Here is a 22,246-nt window from a genome sequence, read left to right as displayed (position 1 = left end):
GAAAAATCCGATAGGACGTTCTGCGAACGTCCGCTCGCCCAGAATTTTCGCAGAAAATTCGTTCGGTGCTGACGGTCAAAATGAAAAACCCCGCACGATGGCGGGGTTTTCCAGGATTTCAGAATGAAGGGTTGGCTCAGGCCGTCTTGCCCTTCACGCCCGCCCAGATCCGCTTGTTGGTCAGATACAGCAGCGAGGCCAGGATCAGCAGGAAGATCACCGCCTTGAAGCCCGCCTCACGGCGGTCCATCAGCTTCGGCTCTGCCGCCCACATCAGGAAGGACGACACGTCCTCTGCCATCTGGCTTTTCGTGGCCGCCGTGCCATCGGCATAGGTCACCAGATCATCCGACAGCGGCTCGGGCATCGCGATCCAGCTGCCCGGAACCGTGGAAATCCCCTTCTCATCCTTGCAGGTGTCAGGGGTGGCCCCCTTGTCGAAGGACGTGTTGTAATAGAACCCGTCGATACCATCGGGGGCACATTCCGGGTTTTCCTCGTAATGGGTCAGGATGGAATACATGTATTCCGCCCCACCCATGCCATTGAACAACTGGCTCATCCCGGTGCCATAGGGGCCGCTGAACCCGGCGCGTGCCTTGGTCATCAGCGACAGGTCCGGCGCGCCTTCCATCCCCGAAGCCGGGAAATGGTCGGTCGGCACGCCTTCACGATCCTCACCCGTTTCGGCATCGGTGACCGTGAACTGCGCCGCATAGGCGCGCACCTGGTCTTCGGGCAGCTGCGGGCCACCTTCATCGGCCAGCGTGCGGATCGGCACATACTTCAGCCCGTGGCAGGCCGAGCAGACCTCGGTATAGACCTGCAACCCGCGCTGAAGCTGGAACTGGTCAAACTTGCCAAACGGCCCTTCATGGGCAAAGGCCACATCGGTGATTTCCTTGTGACCGCCCGCCGCCAGCGCCGCCCCGGAGGACAGCGCCAGAGCAGCAGCAGCACTGAGTGCGAAATTCCTGATCATCTTCCTCAGTTCCCTTCTCACTCGGCCGGTTGGGCCGCGGCATAGCCACCGGGCTTGCCGTAATGCGCGTTGAAGTCATCCTCGATCGTCGCCGGCTGTGCATCCGGCTTCTCGATCACGCCCAGCAGCGGCAGGATCACCAGGAAATAGGCAAACCAGTAGGCCGAGGCGATCAGCGAGATGGTGGCATAGGGCTCTTCGGCCGGCATCGCGCCCACCCACATCAGAACCATGAAGTCCACGCAAAGCAGCGCAAACCACCACTTGAACATCGGGCGATAGCGGCCCGACCGCACCGAAGACGTGTCCAGCCACGGCGCCAGCGCCATAACCGCAATCGCCCCGAACATCGCGATCACACCAAAGAACTTGGCATCCACGATCCCGAAGGTGATCCATTCCGCCGCGATCACCACCCACACGTCGGCGGTAAAGGCACGCAGGATGGCGTAGAACGGCAGGAAGTACCATTCCGGCACGATATGCGCAGGCGTCGCCAGCGCGTTCGCCTCGATATAGTTGTCAGGGTGGCCCAGGTAGTTCGGCATGAAGCCCACAACCGCGAAGAACACCGCCAGAATGATCGCCAGCGCGAACAGATCCTTGATCACGTAATAGGGCCAGAACGGCACTGTATCCTTGGCCGCCTCTTCCTTGGACGTGCGGCGCACCTCAACCCCGGTGGGGTTGTTGTTGCCGGTGGTGTGGAAGGCCCAGATATGCACGGCCACCAGACCGGCAATCACGAATGGCAGCAGGTAATGCAGGCTGAAGAAACGGTTCAGCGTGGCATTGTCCACCGCCGGTCCGCCCAGAAGCCAGGTCTGGATCGCTTCGCCGATACCCGGGATCGCGCCGAACAGCCCGGTGATCACCGTGGCCCCCCAGAACGACATCTGCCCCCAAGGCAGCACATAGCCCATGAACGCCGTGCCCATCATCAGCAGATAGATCAGCATCCCGATGATCCACGTCACCTCACGCGGGGCCTTGTAGGACCCGTAATACAGGCCGCGGAAAATATGCAGATAGACCGCCACAAAGAACAGCGACGCGCCGTTCTGGTGCAGATAGCGGATCATGTAGCCGCCGTTGACGTTGCGCATGATGTGTTCGACCGACGCAAAGGCATAGTCGACATGCGGCGTGTAGTGCATCACCAGAACGATCCCGGTGATGATCTGCAGCGCCAGACAGAAGGTCAGCACAATGCCCCAGATCCACATCCAGTTCAGGTTCTTGGGCGTCGGCAGCATCAGGGTGTCGTAAAGCAGCCCGACGATCGGCAGCCGCTTGTACAGCCACTTCTCGCCACCCGACTTGGGCTCATAATGGTCGTGCGGAATTCCAGCCATCTGTCTGTTCCTTACCCAAGCTTGATCGTGGTTTCGTCAGTAAAGGCCGCCACGGGCACCGGCAGGTTGCGCGGTGCGGGGCCTTTGCGGATGCGGCCGGCGGTGTCGTAGTGCGACCCGTGGCAGGGGCAGAACCAGCCGCCGAAATCGCCCGATCCATCGCCCAGTGGCACACAGCCCAGATGGGTGCAAACCCCCATCATCACCAGCCACTCGCCCGCTTCATCCAGCGTGCGGTTCTGGTCCGAGGCATCGGCACCAGGCTGCGCATTCGCATTCTCGGCCAGCGGATCGGGCAGTTCGGTCAGCGCCGTAGCGCGCGCGGCCTCAATCTCTTCCGGCATGCGGCGGCGGATGAACACCGGCTTGCCCAGCCATTTCACCGTCAGCTGCGTGCCCGGCTCAACCGCCGACACATCAACAAAGATCGACGACAGCGCCTGCACATCGGCCGACGGGTTCATCTGGTTGACCAGCGGCCAGACAGCGGCGCCCGTGGCAACCGCACCGGCCCCTGCCGTCGCATAGTACAGGAAATCCCGACGGGTACCTGTGTTGTCTTCAGCGTGGGACACGAGAACTTCTCCCTCTTCCAGATCCGCGGGGAAGTCCCGCGACTCGAAAATCCATGTGGGCCGCAGTTTCCCGCAGCCATACCGGGCGGCTTTTAGACCGGTCGCACCAGATCGTCCAGCGGACAAACGGGCGCATCCCCGCCAAAAGGCCAAGGAAATCACGCCCTGTGGCAGTTGGGCGATCTTCCCATTGCCGGAGTCTGGGCCGCCTGCGGCCCGGCGCAACCCCCTGCGACAAGTCGTAGCGCACATCCCTGCACATCCGCCAAAAGCGCGGGGCGCGGCACCACCTCCCGCCGGTCAGCCCAATAAGGAACGGGAATCCCGTAAATTTCGTTAATCCGCGCGCGGCGCCATTCCGGCAGCCCCGCCTCAGGTCGGAACGGTGGCCCGCATGGACGCGCGCACGTCAAACCCCGCGAACCAGCCCGCCAGCCGGGGCCGCCCGTTGCGCCAGTCCCGCGCGTCATGGCGAAAATCCAGATAGCCCAGCGCACAGCCCACCGCGATCTGCCCGGCGTCCAGTGGCCCCTCCAGATGCGCGATCCAGCGCGTCTCCAGCGCATCCAGCGCCCGGTCCACCTTGGCCCATTGCCCCTCGACCCAAGGCGCAAAACGCAATTCCTCGGGCCGGATGCGCCCCTCATAAACCATCAGCAAAGCGGCATCGAGGATGCCATCCCCCGTCGCCTCCACCGTCAGCGTGTCCCAAAGCCGCGCGCCCTCGGGATAAAGCCCCGCTCCGGCGCGGGCATCCAGATAGCGACAGATCACCCGGCTGTCATACAGCGCCGGCCCGTCGGGCCGCTCCAGCGCGGGCACCTTGCCCAAGGGGTTGGCGTCCAGCGGTGCACCCGCCGGATCGACAGGGTTGCCCGACCCCATGACCAGTTCCACCTCGCCGATCTGCCCCGTCTCGTGCAGCAGGACCATCACCTTGCGCACATAGGGTGAGGTGGGCGAAAAATAGAGGTGCATGGCAGAACCCTCCGCAGGTTGTCTGGCCCGACCCTATGCCTGTCCCCGCAGCGCCGCAACCACCCGCCGAAGCGGTTTCTGACGCAGAAACCGCGCCGGAATTTGACGCAAATTCCGACGCACTCCGTGCCGCATCCCGCATCCCGGTGGTGGCCGGGCGTACCCCGGTTTTTGTGTCAAAAACCGTCGCGGAATTTGCGTCAAATTCCGCACTCACCCCAGCCGCCGCATCAGTCCCGCAATCTCGGCCGCCATCCCGCCCTGCGCCTCCAGCGCCGCGATGACCCCCGCCCGCGCCTCGGGCGTCTTGTTCTGGTTCAGCTTCCAGGTCCCGTCGACCTCGGTCACTTCCAGCCGGAACGGCAGGATGCCCCGCATCATCCGCGCCATCACCCCTTCACCCATCTTGTGCTTGGTCCATGGTCGCTTGTCCGGCAGCCGGGCCTCGAACTCGGCGGTCAGCGCATCCACCTGCGGCTCCAGCCCCGCATCGGCCATCGGATGCAGCACGCCACGCAGATGCACCGCCACATAATTCCACGTCGGCACCTGATCCGGCACCCCATACCAATCGGGCGAGATATAGGCATCCGGCCCCTGCACCGCCAGCAGCGCAGGCAGCGGCAGCGCCGCCCGCGCAATCGCGTTGGACCGCGCCAGATGCACCTCTACCGCGCCCCCCTGCATGATCACAAAGGGCACATGGGCGGCCACCGGCCCCGCATCGCCACTGATGCACAGCATCCCGAAGCCCCGCGCGGCGGCAAAGGCAAGGTTGTCGTCACGGCTCGCGCCGCGAAAGGCAGGATTCGGGTGCATCAGGCCACTCCAAAACGATTCGACTGGTTCTGGTTAACCGACCTATCACCGTGCGCTGCGTGCATACAGTGTGCTGCACAGCCTGCTGCACCGGGCGCTGCACCGCAAATCCCGTGATTTACACAGCGTTCTCAGGGCTTTGTCTAAAGATAGCCCGCCTCAGCCCAGCCCCCGCAGCCACGCCATCCGCGCCCCAAGATCCGCCGCGCCAAAGGCCAGTGATCCCAGCACCACCGTCTCGGCCCCCGCCGCCCGCAGCAGGGCGACGGTGGTGTCGCGAATACCGCCATCAGCGGCCAGCACGATCCGCCGCCCGCTTTCGGCGATCAACCCCGTCGCCGTTTGCAGCCTTGTGGTGGCCGACGGGTCCAAACCTTGCCCTTTCACCCCGATGGCGGTGCCAAGAAGTGTCAGCATATCAATATGTTGTAACCACGGCTTGGCCCGTTCCACCGGCGTCTCCACCCGCAGCACCATACCCGCCTTCACGCCATGGGCGGCAATCCGGTCAAGAGCAGGCCCGGCCACAGCGTCGTTTTCCGCATGCAGGCTGATCAGATCCGCCCCCGCTTCGGCAAACTGGTCGATCTGCGACAGCAGCACGGCATCATCCACCATCAGATGCACATGGATCGGCAGATCAGACACATCGCGAATCCGCGCCACCAGATCAGGAAAGAACAGGAAAGACGGCGCAAACACCCCATCCGCCACATCAATATGCAGAATATCGGCATGGGGCCGGATGCGCGCCATATCATCGGCAAGCCGGATCAGATCGGCAGACCAAACCGAAAACTCGGCGATCAGATGGTCGGCCGGCAGGGTGTTCATCCAGTTGGCTGCAGGGCGGGGCATGGGTCAAGTCCTTGTAAGGAAGTCAATTATTTCATGGTGAAGGGCCGCGATATGGGCCGCCTTGTCGCGCCCCTTGGCGGGAAGGTCGCACAGCACGGCCCCCGGTATCTGCGCCGCAAGATCCTGCGCAAGCGCCGCCGGATGGATCGCATCCTCTGCCGTGGCACAGATCAGAACCGGCAAACGCAGCGCCGCCAGATCGGCGCGCGTCACGCCCAAAGGCTCGGCGGACAGGGCAGACAGCAGGATCGCCGTCCGCGACACCGGCTCCCGCCCAAAGAACCCGATGAGCGAGGCCAGATTGTCCGGCGACGTCGCACGCAACTCTGCCGCCATGTCGCTCTCCAGAAACGCGGCCCGCGCCTCGGCTGCCGGAAACCGATACAGCAACTGCCCCACCGCACCATTCGGGGCCAGGTTCGCAGGCGCCTCCGCCCCGGCGCCCCAAGCAGGCCGCACCAGGATCAGATGCGATACCAACTCCGGCCGCGCCACCGCCAGACGCAAGGCCAGCGCCGCCCCCATCGATATGCCACCTACCGGCACCGCACGGCCCAAGGATGCAACCAACCCTGCCAGATCATCGGTGAATTGGGAAAGCGACGGATCGGGATCGAAGTCCGAACTGCCATGCCCCCGGCATTCCAGCGTGATCCGGCGAAAGCGCGGATCGGGGGGAAAGGCCTCTACCGTCTGGCGCGCATCGCCGCAAAGCCCGTGCTGAAAGATCACCGGCAAACCATCGCCCCCTGCATCATGCAGGGCCAGCGAAAGCCCGTCCGCGGTGATCCACCTCGCCGGGTTCGTCATGCGCCACAGTCCCTCAGATGGGCGGCAACCCCCGCAGCCTCATCCGCCGTCAGGCCATGGGTGACCAGATCGCCGTCAAATCCCGCTCTGCGAAGACGGGCTATGAAATGGGTGAAATCGACCACGCCTCTTCCCGCAGTGGCAAAGCTGCCATCCGGGTTGCGGTCCTTTGCATGCGCCATGGCGATGCGGTCGGCCAGCAGGTCGATGGCACCTTCAATGATACGGGTGCGGTCCGCGTCGGAGGCAATCTCAAACAGGTTTGCCGGATCCAGCACAATGGCCAGCGCTTGGCTTTGCATCGTGTCGATCAACAGGCGCGCGGCTGCCGCGCTATTGACCACATTGGCCAATTCCGGCTCCACCCCCAGCTTCACGCCCTTCGCCTCGGCCAGAGCGCAGGCCTTCTCCATCTCAACCAGCAAATCGCGCCAAGCCTCGGTCGTCTGGTTGTCGGGGTGGTGGCGCCATTGGTCCGCCGCATCCCGGCTGCCGGTGCACAGCGTGACCATGCCGGTTCCCATGGCGGCGGCATGGTCGATCAGCACCGACAGGCGCCGCAATCCGATGGCGCGCTGGGCCGGGTCGGGATGGATCATGTTATAGGTGCCCGAAACCGCCGCCAGCGCGACACCGGCCCCGCGCGCCGCGGCCACCAACGCTGGAACGGTGTTTTCCTGCAGGCTGTCCGGCATGGAGGGCAGGCCGGAGCAGGCCATGTTGTACTGCACCGCATCATATCCCGCCTGCTGCGCGGCCGTCAGAACCGTAAACGGATCGCTGCCCGGAAAGGTCTTGGCAAAGATGCCCAGCCGCATCAGACCGGCCCCTGCGCCTGATCAAGCCGCACGGGCTGCCCGCTGCGGGCAGATTGCGCGATGGCAACCATGGCCCTGACGGATGCAATGCCATCTTCCAGATCGGCCCCTTCCATCCGGGTGCCGCTCAGGATCACATCGGCAAAGCCTTCAAGCTGGCGGCGATAGAAATGCCCGTCGGCCCCCAGAACCCGGCGCGTCGCGCCGTCGCGTTCATCAAAGATATCGACTTCAGACGATTTGTAATACCACGGGTTGTAGGTTTTGCCCAGAATTGACCCGTTCTCACCATAGATCTGGAACCCCTCATGCCAATCCATCCGCACCGCGACGGTCAGGTCCAGATGGCCCAAAACGCCATTCTCAAACTCCACATCGACAAACCAGCAGCGGATCCCTGCCCGGTTTGACAGCCGCGCATCCACCGCACGGATCGGCCCTGCGAACAGCCGCGCGGTATCCACAAGGTGGCTGCCATGGGCCAGCATGTAGTAGCGGTCCAGATCGGCCTTGGGGTTTTCGATGGGCTTGCGGGCGGCCTTGCTGGTAACCATCAACGGCTGCACGGCATCGGTCATCGGATAGCGGTGGGTGCTGTCACAATACCATGCCTTCAGCGCGACCATCTGGCCCATGCCAGTATCGATGAAAGCCTTCGCCGCCTGCAACCCGGCATCAAACCGCTTCATATGCCCCACTTGCAGCACCTTGCCGCTGCTTGCCGCGATGTCGCGCAGGCTTTCTGCCTCTTCCACCGATGTTGCCAACGGCTTTTCGCACAGCACGTGCTTGCCCGCCTCCAGCGCCCGCCGGGCGGCCGGAACGTGAAAAGCGTCGGATGTTGCGATGATCACTGCCTCTAAGTCGGGATCGGCCAACATTGCGTCATAGTCGTTGAACTGCCGCTCCGGGGCATGGGTTGCGGCCATGCGTTCGCGCAGGTCATCGGCCACGTCGCAGATCGCATACAGCGTGGCATTGCGCGCCTTGGTGCAGCTCTCAAAATGGGCTGCCTGCGCAATCGGGCCACAGCCCAGCACGCCGACACGCAGCAGGCGGTCCTGTTTAGGGGGCATCGAAATCTCCTGTCGCGGTGCGGTATCGGGCAACAACGGCGCCCACATTGGCTTGGATAACGGTTTCCGGCAGCGTCGCGGGATCGACAGGCACGGCAAGCCCGCCCGTCACCTGTGCCACAAGGCCGGGCGGCGGGTGTGCGGCACGCAAGGCAGTGAACAAGGCAAGCTGTGCCGCCTGCACCTGCGGCTTGGGCCAGTAATAGCGCACGCGGTCCGACAGACCCCATATCATCATCTGCGGTGCGTCCGGCCCGGGGTCGACATAGGCCTGCCAATCGCGCGGATCATCGGCCATCGCCGTGCGCAGCGCAGCCTCCACCCCCGAAGGCAGGCCCATCAGTTGCGCCAGACGCTCCAGCGCCAGCACGGCCTGCCGGTAGGCAAAGGTCAGTTCCGGCCCAACCTTCAGGATCGCGAAATGCCCTTGCACCAGCGCTCGCAGCGCGGGGCCAGACTGGTAATCTGTCGAATGTGCCTCGAACACCGGGCCACCGAAACCGGCAACAGCGGCGGACAAGGCCGCAGCGGCAGGTGGATCAAAGCCGATGATCTGTGCATTGCCGAAATCCACGCCGGGCTGCACCACCAGCGCTGCGACACGCGCCATGACCGAACTCAGGCCACGCGCCGCAAAGGCATCGCGGTGCTCCTCGATGGTCTGCCGCGCTGCCTCGGCTGTGGTGATCGACAGGCGGTCCACCGGGGCCGTCTCACCGCCGGGGATCGGAACCTCGGTCCCGATCACATAGGCCAGCGCCCGCCCTCCGGCCTCTGCCTCGGCCACAGCGGCAAGGTCTGCGGCGCGGCGGGCCATTTCCGGCTGCGAAAGCACTTCACCCCCGCAGGGCATCGAGGCATCGAGGTGAATCTTGGTGAAACCGGCCTGCACATAGGCCGCAACCATGGCCCTCGCATGATCCATCGCCTGATCCGCCGGCAGGTGCCGCCACGGGTTCGGGCCCAGATGATCGCCCCCCAGAACAAGGCGCGCAGGATCGACACCCTGCGCAACGGCCAACCCTTCGACGAACCCGCGAAATGCATCAGGGGTCATTCCGGTATAGCCGCCCAGCTGGTTCACCTGATTGCAGGTCGCCTCGATCAGGACCGGCGCATCGTCATCGCGATAGGTGGCAAGGATCGCGGCCAGCGTTTCCGGATGCGCCGTGCACCATGCGGGCAACCCGCGCCCCTTGCCCGCAAGGTTCTGTGCCAGAATCTCGGCCAGCGCCGTCATGCCAGTTCCGCCTCGATCCGCGCCCTTGGGCTGTTGCCCTCCATCGGGCCCAGCGCCGTCACGGCCAGCGCGCCCGCGACCACCGCCCGCGCCAGCGCGTCCGGCATGGCCATGCCGGTGGCCAGCAGTGTAACGAATGTCCCGCAGAAACAGTCGCCCGCTCCGGTTGGATCAACCACGGTCACAGGATGCACAGGCAGATCGGTCAGCACGCCATCGGCCAGCGCCATCGCGCCCTTGTCGCCCCGCTTCAGTGCCACCACCCGTGCGGGCAGCGCCTCGGCCCAATCGGCAAACCCCGCACCGGGCCAAAGCAGCGCGGCATCCGCATCCGATGGCAGCACATAAGTCGCCAGCCCTATCAGATGGCGAACCGTGTCCAGATAGCCTGCATCCGACATCAATTCGGTGCGGATGTTCGGATCAATCGACAAGGCGACCCCGGCCTTATGCAGGGCGACAGCGACTTCGGCGATTGCAGTGCGCATGTCGGGATCACCCAATGCAGAGCCTGAAATGTGCAGCACCTCTGTTCCGGCGGCAAGAAACCCCTCGATCGCCTCACGCCCTTTGGGAAAGCGCGCGGCGGCAGAGGCGGCCATGTTGAACACGAAATCGCGGCTGCCATCGCTGTTATAGCTGACATGCGCGGTACCTGTGGGCAGGCCGGGGATCTGGCGGATCAGGCTGTCCGATACGCCATCGGCCACAAGCCTGCCCAGCACCACCTGCCCAAAGGCATCGGTTCCCACCGCCCCGGCAAAAACCGCCTGCGCGCCCGCAAGCGCCACCTGATCAATGAATATCCCCGGTGCGCCACTGGGGAACGGGCCGCGATAGACCGACGGGCGCAGATTTCGCCCGTCGGTTTCGGTACACACGAATTCCACCAGCAACTCGCCAAGCGATCCGATGACCGGACGCGCCGTCATCGCATCAGCCCCCGACCATCAATTTCACCACCTCGTCATGTGTGGTGTCGGCGATGCGGCGTTCGCCCGCCATCACGCCCCGCCGCAGCACGACGATCCTGTCCGACACCGCAAAGATGTCTTGCAGATTGTGTGAGATGAAGATCACGCCCCGCCCCTGCGCCTTCAGCTGGTGGATCAGGCTGATCACCTTGCGCTGTTCCGGCACGCCAAGCGCGGCGGTAGGTTCATCCATGATCAGGATACGCGCATTCCAATAGACCGCGCGCCCGATGGCCACCGCCTGCCGCTGCCCGCCGGAAAAGTTGGAAACAGGTGCCTCCATCCGGCTGACGTGGAAATCCAGCAGTGCCATGGTTTCCTTTGCCGCCTGCGCCATCTTCTTGCGGTCAAGAACAGGCAAAAAGCCAAAGCGTTTGGTCATCGGCTCGCGGCCCAGAAAGATGTTGGCCCCGATGGACAGGTTATCCGCCAGCGCCAGATCCTGATAGATCGTCTCGATCCCGCGTTCCCGCGCCTCTTGCGGTGATGCAAAGCTCACCTCCTGGCCTTCCAGAAGCACGCTGCCCGACGAAGGCCGATAGACGCCCGAGATCGCCTTGATCAACGTGGTCTTGCCCGCGCCATTGTCACCGGCCAGTGCAACAACCTCGCCTGCGCCCACATGCATCGTCAGATCGTTCAGCGCTTGCACCGGACCAAAATTCTTGGACAGGTTGCGCACCTCCAGCAGGGGGGATGTCTCACTCACTTTGCCGCCCTCCGCTGATCCGGCGCTGCGCCTGATCGATCAGCACCGATATGATGATGACCACCCCGACAGAGATGAACTGCCAGAAGGGTTCGACATTTATGAAAACCAGCCCGTACTGGATGACGGCAATCACGAAGGCCCCCGCAACGGTTCCAAGGATGGTGCCCGACCCGCCAAACAGACTTGCCCCGCCAATGACGACAGCCGCCACGGAATCAAGCAGCAAGGGTTCCCCCGCCTGCGCCGCGCCCGCGCTGAACCGCGCCGCATAAAGAACACCGGCCAGCCCCGCACAGATCCCCGACAGGATATAAAGGCGCAGCAGATGCGATTTGATGTTGATGCCCGCCCGCCGGGCCGCCTGTGCATTGGCGCCAATGGCATAGTTGTGCTGCCCGAACCGGGTCTGGCTTAGCAGATAGTGCATGATCAGCACGAAGATCGCAGTCACGATCACGATCCACGGGATGCCGAAGATGCGGCCGTTGCCCAGCGTGGCAAAGAACGAATTTTGCACCGGCACGGTCGTTCCGCCCGCCAGCAGAAAGGCCACGCCCCGTGCCACACCGAACATGCCCAATGTCCCGATGAAGGGCGGCACATTCAGGCGCGATACCAGCAGACCGTTCACACAGCCGGGGATCATCGCGATCCCCACCGCGACCAGCGACCCGAACAGCACCGCCATCGGCATACCCATGGTCGGGGTGGCCCAGTTGATCACATGCGCTGCGACCACGGCGGCAAGCCCCATGATAAAGCCCATCGACAGATCGATCCCGCCCGAGATGATCACGAAGGTCTGCCCCGTCGCCAACAGCAGGGGTGCCACCGCAAAGATCGCGATTGAGGTGATGTTATAGGGGTTGAAGACAAAGGAACCGCCAAAGGAAACTCGGCTCCAGATCTCGAAACCCAGGATCAGGGCGGCAAGAAACAGCCAGGCCCGCAGGTCGGCAATGCGCTGCACAACGGTGCGGCTCTTTTCGGCATGGTCAGCAGGGGGCGAGACATGCCCGCCAGCCGGTCCCGGCGCTTCGGTCGTCATGGGGTGGTCCTGTGGTCTGGGACAGCGTGCCGGACCCACGGGCCCGGCTTGCAGTCTTGTGATGTGACGCATCGGAATGGCCCCGCGCCTGTGCAGCGCGGGGCCGGTCGTGATCAGTCGGAATAGACGTATTTCGCCACGTTCGGATCGGTCACGTTGTCCTTGGTGATGATGGTGAAGCCCGTCCCGATGCTGACCGGGATGGAATTGCCCGTCAGGTGGGCAAAGGCCGACACAACACCGTAATAGCCAATCTCGGCCGGGTGCTGTGCAATGGCCACGTCCACCAGACCAGTGGTCAGGTTGTCAACGATCGACGTCGGCGCATCAAAGGCCACAACCTTGATCGTGCCCGACTGACCAGCCTGCTGGACGCCATTCGCCGCACCAAGCGCCGAGAACAGGTTCGCCCCGAAGACGCCCTTCAGATCGGCCTCGCGCGCCAGAACACCCTGCAACTGCGAGGCGGCCTTGTTGGCGTCGTTGTCGTTGAACTGGGTTTCCAGAACCGTGATGTTCGGGAATTCTTCGGCCATCGCCTGCTTGAAGCCTGCTTCGCGCTGGTCGGTGGTGGAAATCCCCGGCTTCACATTCGACACATAGACCTTGCCTTCGCCACCAATGGCCGAGGCCAGCGCGCGTGCCGCGATCTTGCCGCCCAGCACGTTGTCCGATGCGATATAGGCCAGCGGGAAATCGGCATCGCCTGCACCGGTCTGGTACTGGCCGGTCCCGATGAACGTATCCACCGTAATCACCGGGATACCCGCGTCATGCGCCTTGCGCAGCGGTTCGATCAGCTGGGTCGTGTCGGTGGGCGCGATCAGGATCGCGTCCGGAGCCCGCGCGATCACCGCGTCCAGCACCGGCACCTGCGTCACCGGGTTGAAATCGGGCGCGCCCTGGAACACCAGCTCTACCCCCAACGCATCAGCCGCGGCCTGCGCGCCCTTTTGCATGGTGATGTAGAAGGCATCCGTGGTCAGGCCCGGAACAAGTGCGATGGTGAATTTCTTGTCCTGCGCCTGCGCGGCACCCATGCCCATGGTCAGGGCGACAGAGGCAGCGGCTGCGGCGCTCAGAATCGAACGACGTTTCATGATATCTCCTCCCGGTGGGGGTGCCGTGACAGGCAGGCGGCCCGTCCATCACCCTCGTTTCAAGTAGCGTAACTGAAAGCGCGAAGTGTGAAATCGTCAAGAGCAATTTTTTGCAGCAATAACTTTCTGCACCTGCAAACGTTTTCAGATCGGGGCGCGCAGTAGCCCCAGCACCGCCTGCGCGGTGGTCGAATCCGTGACCAGCGCGTTGATCAGATTCGCCCGTGCCGCCCCGATGATCGACGGCGCCTTCGCTTCGCCCGCCGCCACGCCGATGCACAGCCGCGCCTTCTGCAATTGCGCCTCGGACACGGCGATCAACCGTTCCGCGCCGTCCCAATCGATCATGTTTCCATGCGCGTCAAAGTAATGCCGCACCACATCGCCGGCACAGTTCAGCAGGCGCTGCTCATCCGGTGTCGCAACACTTGCCTCTGGCGCGTTCAACGAATGGGGCAAACCGACCCCGACCACAGCCACATCGATGCGGTCCCACAGCGCTACCGTCTGCAAAATCGCCGGATCAGACAGAAAGATGTTGCGCGATTCCGCGCTCGGCAGCACCGGCGCATGCAGAAAGTTCGCGGTTCCATCCAGCTGTTCTGCAGCGATTCGCGCGAATTCGTTGATCTGGAAATGCGCCTGATGCTGCGACATGCCACCTGTCGCCGGCACAACCAGAACCCCCGGAATCTTCGGCAGCCCCGCCTCCAGCACCGCGCGGATCGTCCGCCCCCAGCCCAGCGCAAGCACCGATCCGGGGGCCATGTTCGCCGTCTTCAGCATCGTGCCAAGCGGACCAGCCAGCGCCATCGCCACACCGCTTGGCGCAGCTTCGCTGACCGCGACGCGCCGCAATCCCAAGTGTCGTTCCAGTTGCGCGGCCAAGGCATCGGGCACCACCAGATCGCGCACCTCGATCCGCACGATCCCCTCGGCCCGTGCCCGTTGCAACAGGCGCGAGATCGTTGCCGTGGAAACCCCAAGCTGCTTTGCGATCTGAACCTGCGGCAGGTCAGATTCATAGTGCAGCTTGGCCACCATATGAATCAGCGCGCGGGTTTCGCTCGCGTCGGATGAAGCGATCTGAGACAGATTGCAATTCCTTTCAGCAACGTGTTACACAACCTCGGTCACCATATCACCTTCGCAGTTCGTGGCAATCGCACAGATCAGCAGGGGAAGGGTGTTCGGAAGATTTTACAGCGCCGATGCCGGCGCGACGACAAAGAAAAGGCAGTGGCATGACTGGGATGACAACCGCTGAACGGCGCGGCTATCAGATGATCTGCGGCGACGAGGGCGCCATGATGGTTGTGGCCTGCGATCAGCGCGGCGGTATGCGGACCCTTCTCGCCGCCACGCCCGAGGAACAGGCAAAGATCGGCATTGATGTGCTTGGGGCCACGAAGATCGACATTGGCTCCCATCTTGCCCGTCACGCCACGGCGATTCTGGTCGATCCGGTCTGCGCATTGCCGGGTATGATTGACGAAGGGCATCTGCACAAATCGACTGCGCTGCTGGTCGGGCTGGATGATTCCGGATTTGGCACCACGCCCGAAGGCTATCGCATCTCAAAGCTTGTTCCCGGCATCACCGCGCGCCGTGTGCGGGAACTGGGCGGCACGGGTGGCAAGATCATGGTCTATCTGCGGTCCGACATTCCGGCTGCCAACACCCAGAACATCGCCCTTCTGAAACAGGTGATCGACGATTTCGCCGCCGAAGACCTGCTGCTGGTCGTAGAGTTTCTCACATACGCCCTGCCGGATGAGGACAAGGCCACCCATGCGAAAGCCATTCCCGCGCTGATCGAAGGTGGGTCGCGCATCTGCCTCGACCTTGGGTCCAAGGTGCTCAAGATCCCGTTCCCCGGCACGGCCGAGGCCTGCGCCAACATCACCCGGATGGCGGGCGATGTGCCCTGGGCGGTGTTGTCGGCAGGCGTCGATCATGCCACCTTCCTTGGACAGGTGGAGACGGCGATGGCGAATGGCGCATCCGGTGTGATTGCAGGGCGGTCCCTGTGGAAGGATTGCATCTCGCTCGACCGTGACGTTACACGCGAACGGCTGACCACGATGGCCGTACCCCGCTTGCGGGAACTTCAGGCCGTCATCGGGCGGCACATGCCGCGCGGTTGACCCATGCCGCGCAATGCCATCGGCATCGATATCGGCGGCACCAACATCCGCGCCGCGCGGGTGGCACCGGACGGCACCATCCTTGACCGTCGCGCCGTGGCCACAGACCGCGACCCGGCTGGCTGCCTGCGCACCTGCCTTGCCCTGATCTCCGCCCTGCGCGATGCCGATACCGTGGCCATCGGTGCCGGCGTTCCCGGTCAGGTGGATTTCGACCGTCAGGTCGCGCTGTCGGGTGGTTACGTCGATCTATCCAGCATTCCCTTTGCCCGGCGGTTGGCCGAAGAGGCGGGTCTGCCCGTCACCATCGACAATGACGCCAGCATGGCCCTTATCGCCGAGGCGCGGGTGGGCGCCGCCCGGGGCTGCGCAAATGCCGTCCTGTTCACGATAGGCACTGGCATTGGCGGGGCGATCCTCGACCATGGGCGCATCCTGCGGGGCCGCGGAACGGCAGGGCAACTGGGCCATCTCGTCGTCATGCCCGAAGGGCGGCCGTGCGTCTGCGGACGTCGCGGCTGCGTCGAAACGGAAAGTTCCGGCACTGCCTTCGCCACCCATCTGGCCGAGGCTGGGTTGCCATCGCATCTGCGAGCCCAGGATCTGTTGGCGATGGACGACGATCCCGCTGCGCAAACCGTGCTGATGCGCTGGGCTGCCCCGCTGCGTTCCGCGATCGACACGATGATCACGGCTGTTTCGCCCGATCTGGTGCTGATCGGTGGTGGGGCAGGCGCGGCTGCACTGGCGGCCCTTGCCCGCGTGCCATCCGCGCGGTCCTGGTTCGATGCGCCCGTGGTCGCTGCGGCCCTTCAGGATGATGCGGGCGTGACGGGCGCGGCATTGGCCAGCCTGCCGCGCGGCCGCCGCGCCATTCTGGTCAACGGGGTTCCGGCGTCGGGTAAATCCGGGATCGCCGACCACCTCTCACGCGCCGGGGGCTGGCCTGTCTTGTCGCTTGATACGGTCAAGAACCCCTTCCTGCTGGAATTCGCGCCTGTCGACCGCCCGATGAATCGCCGCTTCGGCATGGCCACATACTCCGCCATCTTCGACATGGTCGCCCAGCACCCGCCCGCCGCGACAGTCATCATAGACGCTTGGTTCGGCTTCCAGCCCCGCGCCGTGCTGGACGAGGGGTTGCAGCGCGCCGGGATCACCGAGGTGGTCGAAGTCTGGTGCCACGCCCGGCCTGATACTATCGCCGACCGTTACTCGCGCCGCGCAGGAAGCCGCCCCGCCGGCCACCCCGGTCTGGACTATGTGCCGGAACTGCGCGCACTGGCCGAACGTGCGCGCCCCTCGGGTGGGTTCCCCCTGATCGAGGTTGATACGGAGCAGCCTGTCGATCCTGCCATGCTGGCGCAACAGATCGGCCTCCTGCTGCGCTGATGCGGCATCCGCCAATCCCCATCGAAACGGATGGCTCTTTCCGGGGCGGTTGGGCATGCTGTGGGACAAGGGCATCTGCCCGATTGGCCGGGCGCAAGCGCCGAAGGGAAGAATCATGGTTCAAAAAGTCTGTCTGCTAACCGGCAGTGGCCGCGGGATCGGGGCTGCCGTCGCGCGCGAAATGCACATGCGTGGCTATGCGCTGGTCCTGATGTCCCCCTCAGAGAATTGCGAAACCCTCGCCGCCGAACTGGGCGGAGTCGCGCGCCGCGGCGTGGCGCAAAGCGCCGATGACCTGAAGGCCATCGTCGATCTGGCCATGGCCACCCATGGCCGCATCGACGCGGTGCTGAACCATACGGGCCATCCGCCCAAGGGTGACCTTCTGGAAATCACCGATGAAAACTGGGATCTCGCCAATGAGATGATCGTGAAATCCGTGATCCGCATGGCGCGGCTCGTCACCCCCGTGATGCAGGAACAGGGCGGCGGCGCCATCGTCAACGTCACCACCTATGCCAGTTTCGAACCCTCCCTCTGGTTCCCGGCCTCTTGCGTCTATCGCGCCGGGGTATCCTCCTTCACCAAGCTGTTTGCCGATCGCTACGGTCCGCAGAACATCCGCATGAACTGCCTTGCGCCGGGGTTCACCGACAGCCTTGATGTGGCGAAATACGGCGACCTTGCCGCGCTGAAGCGCATCGCAAAGGTGGAAGAGCAGGCCAAGGCCGCTGCCTTCCTGCTGACTGATGATTCCAGCTACGTCACCGGCCAGACCCTGATCGTTGATGGTGGCCTCACCCGCCATATCTGATCCCCCTCCGGGCGGCAGATGACGCCTGCAACAGGAAGATGAATTTCATGTAACGCCATCCTGTCGTTACAATTCGGCAACCAAACCATCATCCCGCTGTCATCTGCCCGCTCTACCCCGCTTGGAACGCCAATCGCATCCACTGGGGGTTCCATGACCAATCTTCTGAAAGCCGGCATCTTCGGCCTTGCCATGATGGCAGGGGCAGGCATCGCCGCGGCGCAAGAAACCATCCGCTTTGCCGTCACCGATATTGATGGTGCCGAAGCCGTGCAGCGCGAAATGGGTCCGTTCAAGGATGCCTTTGAAAAGATCTCCGGCCTCAAGGTCGAATTCTTCCCCGTTTCCGGCCGCACCGTGGCGGTCGAGGCGATGGCCGCCGAGCAGGTCGATTTCGTGCTGACAGGCCCGGCTGAATATGTCGTGTTCAACGCCCGCATGGATGCCGTGCCGGTGGTGACCTGGAACCGCCCGGACTACTATTCCAACGTAGTCGTCCTCGACAGTTCCGAAATCAAGGATACGGCGGGTCTGAAGGGCCAGAAAATCTCGTTCGGTGAGATCGGTTCCACCTCGCAGCACCTGTCGCCGGCCACCCTGCTGGCCGAAGCGGGCCTTGTCTATGGCACGGATTACGAACCCGTCTTCCTGAAGCGCAACATTGCGATGGAAGCCCTGATCAGCGGCGAGATTGCCGCCATCGGCCTGAACCGCACCCATATCGACCAGATGACCGAAGCCTTCCCCGATCAGAAACTGCGCGTTCTGGTCAAGGGCGCGGAACTGCCCAATGACATCCTGCTCGCCTCGTCCAAAGTGCCCGCCGAAGTGGTGGACATCGTCCGCAAGACCTTTGCCGACCATGGCGAAGAACTGATCGCCGCCGTCACCTCGACCGAGGAAAACGAAAAGTACATCGGCGGCAGCTTCAACGCATCGGTGACCGATGCCGATTACGACAACGTCCGCAAGATGTTTGAAAATGTCGGCGTGACCGAATTCACCGAATTCGTGGGCGAGTGATCGCCCGATGAATGCGCCACTACGCGCCCCGCTTGTGACAACAGATCCCGCGCAAGCGGGGTCTGTTCTTTCCGTCTCGAAGCTGGAGAAATCCTTTGACGGGCGCGTGGTTCTGGCGGGCATCGATTTCACTGTTCGCGCCGGTGTAGCGACGGCGCTGATCGGGGCGAACGGCTCGGGCAAATCCACCCTGATGAAATGCCTGATCCGGCTGATTGAACCCTCGGCCGGGCAGGTGCAGATGCTGGGGCAGGACGTGCTCTCGCTCTCGCCGCGTGGGCTGCGGGCCTTTCGGGCGCAGGTCGGCGTGGTCTGGCAGAAGCACAACCTCGTTCCCCGCCTTTCGGCGCTGTCCAACGTGGTGCATGGCGTGCAGGCCCGCATGTCCGGCCCGCGCGCCTGGTTCCAATCCATCGCCCCTGCCGCTGTTCGCGCCGAAGCGCTGGAATGCCTCGCCCGCGTTGGCCTAGCCGACCGCGCCCTGCAACGCGTCGACAGTTTGTCCGGCGGGCAGGCACAGCGCGTGGCCATCGCGCGGATGCTGATGCAACGTCCCCGCATCATCCTGGCCGATGAACCCGATGCCAGCCTCGATCCGCAATCCGGCGAAGAGATCATGCGCCTGCTGTCCGATCTCGCCCGTCAGGACGGGCTGACGCTGATCGTGATTTCGCACCGCATGGAACACACGCTGGAATTCTCCGACCACATCCTTGGCCTGCAACAAGGCAAGATCGTGATGGACCGTCCCACCCAAGGTACCGACGCCGCGCATCTGCGGCGCTTCTTCGAACATCAGGAATGACACGGATGGCAAACGGAACGGTCAACCTGCCACGGTTCGAACATCGCAGCATAGGCGAATACATCGGGATCATCGTTGTGCTGGCGCTGGTCGTCTCCAGCATCGCCGCCACTGCCCCGCAATTCGATGCGCTGGGTCGCGGGATCACCCGCCTCTTTGCACCCTCTGGCCTGCTGGCGCAGATGTTCCCGCCGGATATCAGCCGGATCGACCGTATCGCGCTAAAGCTGCTGGAAACCCTGCAAATGGCCGTTGCCGGGGCGGCGCTTGGCCTTGTCTTTGCGGTGCCCTTCGCCATCCTCGCCACCGACCGTCTGTCGCCGCACCCGCTGATCCGCGTCGCAGCCCGCGCGATCATTGCGCTGTTTCGCACCATCCCCGATCTGGTTTGGGCGATCTTCTTCATCATCATGGTGGGCCTTGGCCCCGCTGCCGGCGTGCTGGCCATCATGGTCGACAAGATCGGTTTTGCCGGCCGCTTCTTCGCCGAAGCGATGGAAGAGGCCGACACCGGCCCGCAAGACGCCCTGCGCTCCATCGGTGCCAGCCGCATGGGCATCATCTTCTCTGCCGTCTTTCCCGCCTGTCTTCCCTCGTTCACCGCAACCTCGCTGTTTGCGCTGGAAAAGGCCGTGCGCGGGTCGGCGGCTTTGGGTCTTGTGGGCGCGGGCGGCATCGGGGTCGATCTGAAAGTCGCCTTCGACCTGTTCAACTACGACGAGGCGCTGACCATCATCCTGATGCTGCTGGCTTTGGTGATGATCGTCGAACAAGGGTCCAGCTGGATCCGGTCCAAACTGATCTGAAAAGGCTCTGCCATGACAACCGACACGGCCCATCGCTACTGGAACGAAGAATGGCAGCGCGCTGACGGCACGTCCAAATGGGCACGCGCCGAGGATGAGGTTCTGGCCCATGGCGCCCATCTTCCCAAAGGCGCGCGCGTCCTTGACCTTGGTGCCGGGATCGGACGGCACGCTCTGGCACTGGCCCGGATGGGCCTGAAGGTTCAGGCGCTGGATGCCGCCGCTGAATCCGTCCGCGTGATCGACCTCGCAGCAAAGGCCGAAGGGCTGGAAATCGGCGTGAAGCAGGGCGCGATGACCGATCTGCCCTATGCCGACGGAACCTTCGATCACGTCCTGTCCTGGAACGTGATTTATCACGGCGATGAAACCGTGGTCCGCACCACATTGGCCGAAGTCGCCCGCATCCTGCGCCCCGGAGGCACCTTCATGGCCACCATGCTGTCCGCCCGCCGTGTTCCGGTGGAACAGGCCCTTGCACCGGGACGTGAGATTTCGCGCAATACCTGGGTCTTCGACGGCGAAGGCGACAAGGTCCACCCGCATTACTTCTGCAATGCGCGCGATCTACTGGCGCTTTTCGCCGGGTTCGAGCCGCTTTCGCTCATCGACCGGGAACATGAAAAGCCCGGCTCATGGCATTGGCACATCTTGGCGGAGCGTCTGTGATGGATGCCGTTGTCATCGAAGGCGCGCGCGTCATCCTAGACGACCGTATCGAACGCGCCTCGGTCCGGATCGAATCTGGACGCATCAGCGGGCTGGATGTGGCGTGCGACGGCGCGGCGGTGATCGACGCGCGCGGTCGCATCCTCGCCCCCGCCTTTGTCGACATCCACGGCGATGCCTTTGAACGCCAGATCATGCCCCGCCCCGGCGTGACCGTCCCGATCGACGCCGCGCTTCTGGAAACTGACCGTCAGCTTGCCGCAAACGGCATCGCCACCGCCTACCACGCCCTCACGCTCAGCTGGGAACCCGGCCTGCGTTCCGTGCAAACCGGATGGGACATGCTGCACGCCTTGGGCCGCCTGCGCCCGCGCCTGACGGTGGAAAACCGTCTGCAACTGCGTTGGGAAACCTTCTGCCCCGAAGGCATCCCCCTGATGGCCGAGGCATTGGCCGCCAAGGACGCGCCTTCTGTCGCCTTCAATGACCACACTTCATCGGCCCTGCTGCACCCCTCCATCGCGCTGCATGACCGTCCGTTCGACCTGGTGCCAGATTACCCGGTGACCGACCTTTCCACCCCCGCCTTCCGGGCCAAGATGGATGGCCGCGCCAAGCGATCGCATATGGATCTTGATGCCTATGTCGTGCTGATGATGACGGTCTGGAACCGCCGCCCGCGCGTCGGGGATGACATTGCGGTGGTGGCCGCCATGGCGGCCGAACGCGGCGCACCCATGCTGTCGCATGACGACAGCCAGACCGAGACACGCGACTTTTACCGTGCCCATGGCGCGCAGATCGCGGAATTCCCGATGCATGAACGCGTGTTCCTTTCGGCACGGGAAAAGGGCGATTGGATCGTCCTTGGCGCGCCCAACGCAATGCGCGGCGGATCACACCTCGGCTCGCCCGGCGCGGCCGAGATGATCACGCGCGGCCTGTGCGATATTCTGGCGTCTGATTACTTCTATCCGGCCATGCTGGGTGCCGTCGTGCGCCTGCTGGCCGATGGCGTGGCGAGCCTGCCCGCGCTGTGGCGGCTCGTTTCTGCCAATCCGGCGGCGGCCATGGGTCTGGCGGATCGTGGTCGCATCGCGCCGGGCCAACGCGCCGATCTGGTGCTTCTCGACTGGCCCGATCAGGGCATGCCGGCACCCATCCGCACCTGGGTTGCCGGGCGCGGTGGCTATTCGGCGCTGCCCGACGCCGCGCTTCATCTGGCCCAGATGGCTTGACCGAAAA

23 protein-coding genes are annotated in these 22,246 nt (G+C 63.8%); 8 read left to right on the top strand and 15 right to left on the bottom strand.

Features of this window, described 5'->3' with window-relative positions:
- Positions 1-136: 136 nt before the first annotated feature.
- The 15 genes from RSE12_00935 to RSE12_00865 form a co-directional block, all read right to left on the bottom strand.
- Positions 137-982: a cytochrome c1 gene (locus RSE12_00935; GenBank protein ID WRH62927.1), complete on the bottom strand. Its 846-nt coding sequence runs from the start codon at positions 980-982 to the stop codon at positions 137-139.
- Between the two features lie 17 nt (positions 983-999).
- Positions 1,000-2,337: a cytochrome b gene (gene petB / locus RSE12_00930; GenBank protein ID WRH62926.1), complete on the bottom strand. Its 1,338-nt coding sequence runs from the start codon at positions 2,335-2,337 to the stop codon at positions 1,000-1,002.
- A gap of 11 nt (positions 2,338-2,348) precedes the next feature.
- A complete protein-coding gene (gene petA, locus RSE12_00925; GenBank protein WRH62925.1) occupies positions 2,349-2,912 on the bottom strand; it encodes a ubiquinol-cytochrome c reductase iron-sulfur subunit in 564 nt (187 codons plus the stop codon).
- A 372-nt stretch (positions 2,913-3,284) separates the two neighbouring features.
- Positions 3,285-3,890, bottom strand: coding sequence for a glutathione S-transferase (locus tag RSE12_00920; GenBank protein ID WRH62924.1), 606 nt, complete (start codon positions 3,888-3,890; stop codon positions 3,285-3,287).
- Between the two features lie 213 nt (positions 3,891-4,103).
- Positions 4,104-4,709, bottom strand: a complete 606-nt coding sequence (locus tag RSE12_00915; protein WRH62923.1) for an FMN-binding negative transcriptional regulator — start codon at positions 4,707-4,709, stop codon at positions 4,104-4,106.
- A gap of 159 nt (positions 4,710-4,868) precedes the next feature.
- Positions 4,869-5,567 (bottom strand): ribulose-phosphate 3-epimerase, encoded by a 699-nt coding sequence (locus tag RSE12_00910; protein WRH62922.1) that lies wholly within the window; start codon positions 5,565-5,567, stop codon positions 4,869-4,871.
- A gap of 3 nt (positions 5,568-5,570) precedes the next feature.
- Positions 5,571-6,377 carry an alpha/beta hydrolase gene (locus RSE12_00905; GenBank protein WRH62921.1) on the bottom strand — a complete coding sequence of 269 codons (807 nt, stop codon included), beginning with the start codon at positions 6,375-6,377 and terminating at the stop codon, positions 5,571-5,573.
- Positions 6,374-7,195 (bottom strand): sugar phosphate isomerase/epimerase, encoded by an 822-nt coding sequence (locus RSE12_00900; GenBank protein WRH62920.1) that lies wholly within the window; start codon positions 7,193-7,195, stop codon positions 6,374-6,376. The genes RSE12_00905 and RSE12_00900 overlap by 4 nt, the downstream gene beginning before the upstream one ends.
- Entirely contained in the window at positions 7,195-8,271 is a 1,077-nt protein-coding gene (locus RSE12_00895; GenBank protein WRH62919.1) for a Gfo/Idh/MocA family oxidoreductase, read from the bottom strand. Before RSE12_00895 ends, RSE12_00900 begins: the two co-directional genes overlap by 1 nt.
- A complete protein-coding gene (locus RSE12_00890) occupies positions 8,261-9,511 on the bottom strand; it encodes a class II D-tagatose-bisphosphate aldolase, non-catalytic subunit (protein WRH62918.1) in 1,251 nt (416 codons plus the stop codon). Before RSE12_00890 ends, RSE12_00895 begins: the two co-directional genes overlap by 11 nt.
- Positions 9,508-10,443: a sugar kinase gene (locus tag RSE12_00885; GenBank protein ID WRH62917.1), complete on the bottom strand. Its 936-nt coding sequence runs from the start codon at positions 10,441-10,443 to the stop codon at positions 9,508-9,510. The genes RSE12_00890 and RSE12_00885 overlap by 4 nt, the downstream gene beginning before the upstream one ends.
- 4 nt (positions 10,444-10,447) lie before the next feature.
- The gene (locus RSE12_00880) at positions 10,448-11,194 is read right to left on the bottom strand and encodes an ATP-binding cassette domain-containing protein (GenBank protein WRH62916.1); all 747 of its coding nucleotides are present in this window, start codon (positions 11,192-11,194) and stop codon (positions 10,448-10,450) included.
- Positions 11,187-12,245, bottom strand: coding sequence for a ribose ABC transporter (locus RSE12_00875; GenBank protein WRH62915.1), 1,059 nt, complete (start codon positions 12,243-12,245; stop codon positions 11,187-11,189). Before RSE12_00875 ends, RSE12_00880 begins: the two co-directional genes overlap by 8 nt.
- A gap of 113 nt (positions 12,246-12,358) precedes the next feature.
- Complete coding sequence (locus RSE12_00870) at positions 12,359-13,345, bottom strand: ABC transporter substrate-binding protein (protein ID WRH62914.1); 987 nt, start codon at positions 13,343-13,345, stop codon at positions 12,359-12,361.
- A gap of 144 nt (positions 13,346-13,489) precedes the next feature.
- The gene (locus RSE12_00865; protein ID WRH62913.1) at positions 13,490-14,389 is read right to left on the bottom strand and encodes a sugar-binding domain-containing protein; all 900 of its coding nucleotides are present in this window, start codon (positions 14,387-14,389) and stop codon (positions 13,490-13,492) included.
- A 200-nt stretch (positions 14,390-14,589) separates the two neighbouring features.
- Between RSE12_00865 and RSE12_00860 the strand changes: the two genes are divergently transcribed.
- From RSE12_00860 to RSE12_00825, 8 genes are all read left to right on the top strand, one after another.
- Entirely contained in the window at positions 14,590-15,492 is a 903-nt protein-coding gene (locus RSE12_00860) for a tagatose-bisphosphate aldolase (protein ID WRH62912.1), read from the top strand.
- Between the two features lie 3 nt (positions 15,493-15,495).
- Entirely contained in the window at positions 15,496-16,884 is a 1,389-nt protein-coding gene (locus RSE12_00855) for an ROK family protein (GenBank protein ID WRH62911.1), read from the top strand.
- 115 nt (positions 16,885-16,999) lie between these two features.
- Positions 17,000-17,698 (top strand): SDR family oxidoreductase, encoded by a 699-nt coding sequence (locus RSE12_00850; protein ID WRH62910.1) that lies wholly within the window; start codon positions 17,000-17,002, stop codon positions 17,696-17,698.
- A 153-nt stretch (positions 17,699-17,851) separates the two neighbouring features.
- Positions 17,852-18,721: a PhnD/SsuA/transferrin family substrate-binding protein gene (locus RSE12_00845; GenBank protein WRH62909.1), complete on the top strand. Its 870-nt coding sequence runs from the start codon at positions 17,852-17,854 to the stop codon at positions 18,719-18,721.
- Between the two features lie 34 nt (positions 18,722-18,755).
- Positions 18,756-19,526, top strand: coding sequence for an ATP-binding cassette domain-containing protein (locus RSE12_00840; GenBank protein WRH62908.1), 771 nt, complete (start codon positions 18,756-18,758; stop codon positions 19,524-19,526).
- Positions 19,523-20,332 carry a phosphonate ABC transporter, permease protein PhnE gene (phnE, locus tag RSE12_00835; GenBank protein ID WRH62907.1) on the top strand — a complete coding sequence of 270 codons (810 nt, stop codon included), beginning with the start codon at positions 19,523-19,525 and terminating at the stop codon, positions 20,330-20,332. Before RSE12_00840 ends, phnE begins: the two co-directional genes overlap by 4 nt.
- A 12-nt stretch (positions 20,333-20,344) precedes the next feature.
- Complete coding sequence (locus RSE12_00830) at positions 20,345-21,001, top strand: class I SAM-dependent methyltransferase (protein ID WRH62906.1); 657 nt, start codon at positions 20,345-20,347, stop codon at positions 20,999-21,001.
- Positions 21,001-22,239, top strand: a complete 1,239-nt coding sequence (locus RSE12_00825; GenBank protein ID WRH62905.1) for an alpha-D-ribose 1-methylphosphonate 5-triphosphate diphosphatase — start codon at positions 21,001-21,003, stop codon at positions 22,237-22,239. The genes RSE12_00830 and RSE12_00825 overlap by 1 nt, the downstream gene beginning before the upstream one ends.
- The last annotated feature ends 7 nt before the right edge of the window (positions 22,240-22,246 follow it).

Origin of the sequence: Fuscovulum sp. (assembly GCA_035192965.1) — a bacterium.
GTDB lineage: Bacteria > Pseudomonadota > Alphaproteobacteria > Rhodobacterales > Rhodobacteraceae > Paragemmobacter.
The sequence above is the reverse complement of the archived record's forward strand: the minus strand, read 5'-3'. Positions and strand labels throughout refer to the sequence as shown.

Excerpts from the sequence above, each read along its gene's own strand:
- petB (WRH62926.1), bottom strand. The coding sequence starts at position 2,337 with ATGGCTGGAATTCCGCACGACCATTATGAGCCCAAGTCGGGTGGCGAG.
- RSE12_00875 (WRH62915.1), bottom strand. The coding sequence starts at position 12,245 with ATGACGACCGAAGCGCCGGGACCGGCTGGCGGGCATGTCTCGCCCCCT.
- RSE12_00860 (WRH62912.1), top strand. The coding sequence starts at position 14,590 with ATGACTGGGATGACAACCGCTGAACGGCGCGGCTATCAGATGATCTGC.
- RSE12_00825 (WRH62905.1), top strand. The coding sequence starts at position 21,001 with ATGGATGCCGTTGTCATCGAAGGCGCGCGCGTCATCCTAGACGACCGT.
- RSE12_00855 (WRH62911.1), top strand. The coding sequence starts at position 15,496 with ATGCCGCGCAATGCCATCGGCATCGATATCGGCGGCACCAACATCCGC.
- RSE12_00910 (WRH62922.1), bottom strand. The coding sequence starts at position 5,567 with ATGCCCCGCCCTGCAGCCAACTGGATGAACACCCTGCCGGCCGACCAT.
- RSE12_00845 (WRH62909.1), top strand. The coding sequence starts at position 17,852 with ATGACCAATCTTCTGAAAGCCGGCATCTTCGGCCTTGCCATGATGGCA.
- RSE12_00920 (WRH62924.1), bottom strand. The coding sequence starts at position 3,890 with ATGCACCTCTATTTTTCGCCCACCTCACCCTATGTGCGCAAGGTGATG.
- RSE12_00915 (WRH62923.1), bottom strand. The coding sequence starts at position 4,709 with ATGCACCCGAATCCTGCCTTTCGCGGCGCGAGCCGTGACGACAACCTT.
- RSE12_00900 (WRH62920.1), bottom strand. The coding sequence starts at position 7,195 with ATGCGGCTGGGCATCTTTGCCAAGACCTTTCCGGGCAGCGATCCGTTT.
- RSE12_00885 (WRH62917.1), bottom strand. The coding sequence starts at position 10,443 with ATGACGGCGCGTCCGGTCATCGGATCGCTTGGCGAGTTGCTGGTGGAA.
- RSE12_00870 (WRH62914.1), bottom strand. The coding sequence starts at position 13,345 with ATGAAACGTCGTTCGATTCTGAGCGCCGCAGCCGCTGCCTCTGTCGCC.
- RSE12_00935 (WRH62927.1), bottom strand. The coding sequence starts at position 982 with ATGATCAGGAATTTCGCACTCAGTGCTGCTGCTGCTCTGGCGCTGTCC.
- RSE12_00890 (WRH62918.1), bottom strand. The coding sequence starts at position 9,511 with ATGACGGCGCTGGCCGAGATTCTGGCACAGAACCTTGCGGGCAAGGGG.
- RSE12_00895 (WRH62919.1), bottom strand. The coding sequence starts at position 8,271 with ATGCCCCCTAAACAGGACCGCCTGCTGCGTGTCGGCGTGCTGGGCTGT.
- RSE12_00830 (WRH62906.1), top strand. The coding sequence starts at position 20,345 with ATGACAACCGACACGGCCCATCGCTACTGGAACGAAGAATGGCAGCGC.
- RSE12_00905 (WRH62921.1), bottom strand. The coding sequence starts at position 6,377 with ATGACGAACCCGGCGAGGTGGATCACCGCGGACGGGCTTTCGCTGGCC.
- phnE (WRH62907.1), top strand. The coding sequence starts at position 19,523 with ATGACACGGATGGCAAACGGAACGGTCAACCTGCCACGGTTCGAACAT.
- RSE12_00865 (WRH62913.1), bottom strand. The coding sequence starts at position 14,389 with ATGGTGGCCAAGCTGCACTATGAATCTGACCTGCCGCAGGTTCAGATC.
- RSE12_00850 (WRH62910.1), top strand. The coding sequence starts at position 17,000 with ATGGTTCAAAAAGTCTGTCTGCTAACCGGCAGTGGCCGCGGGATCGGG.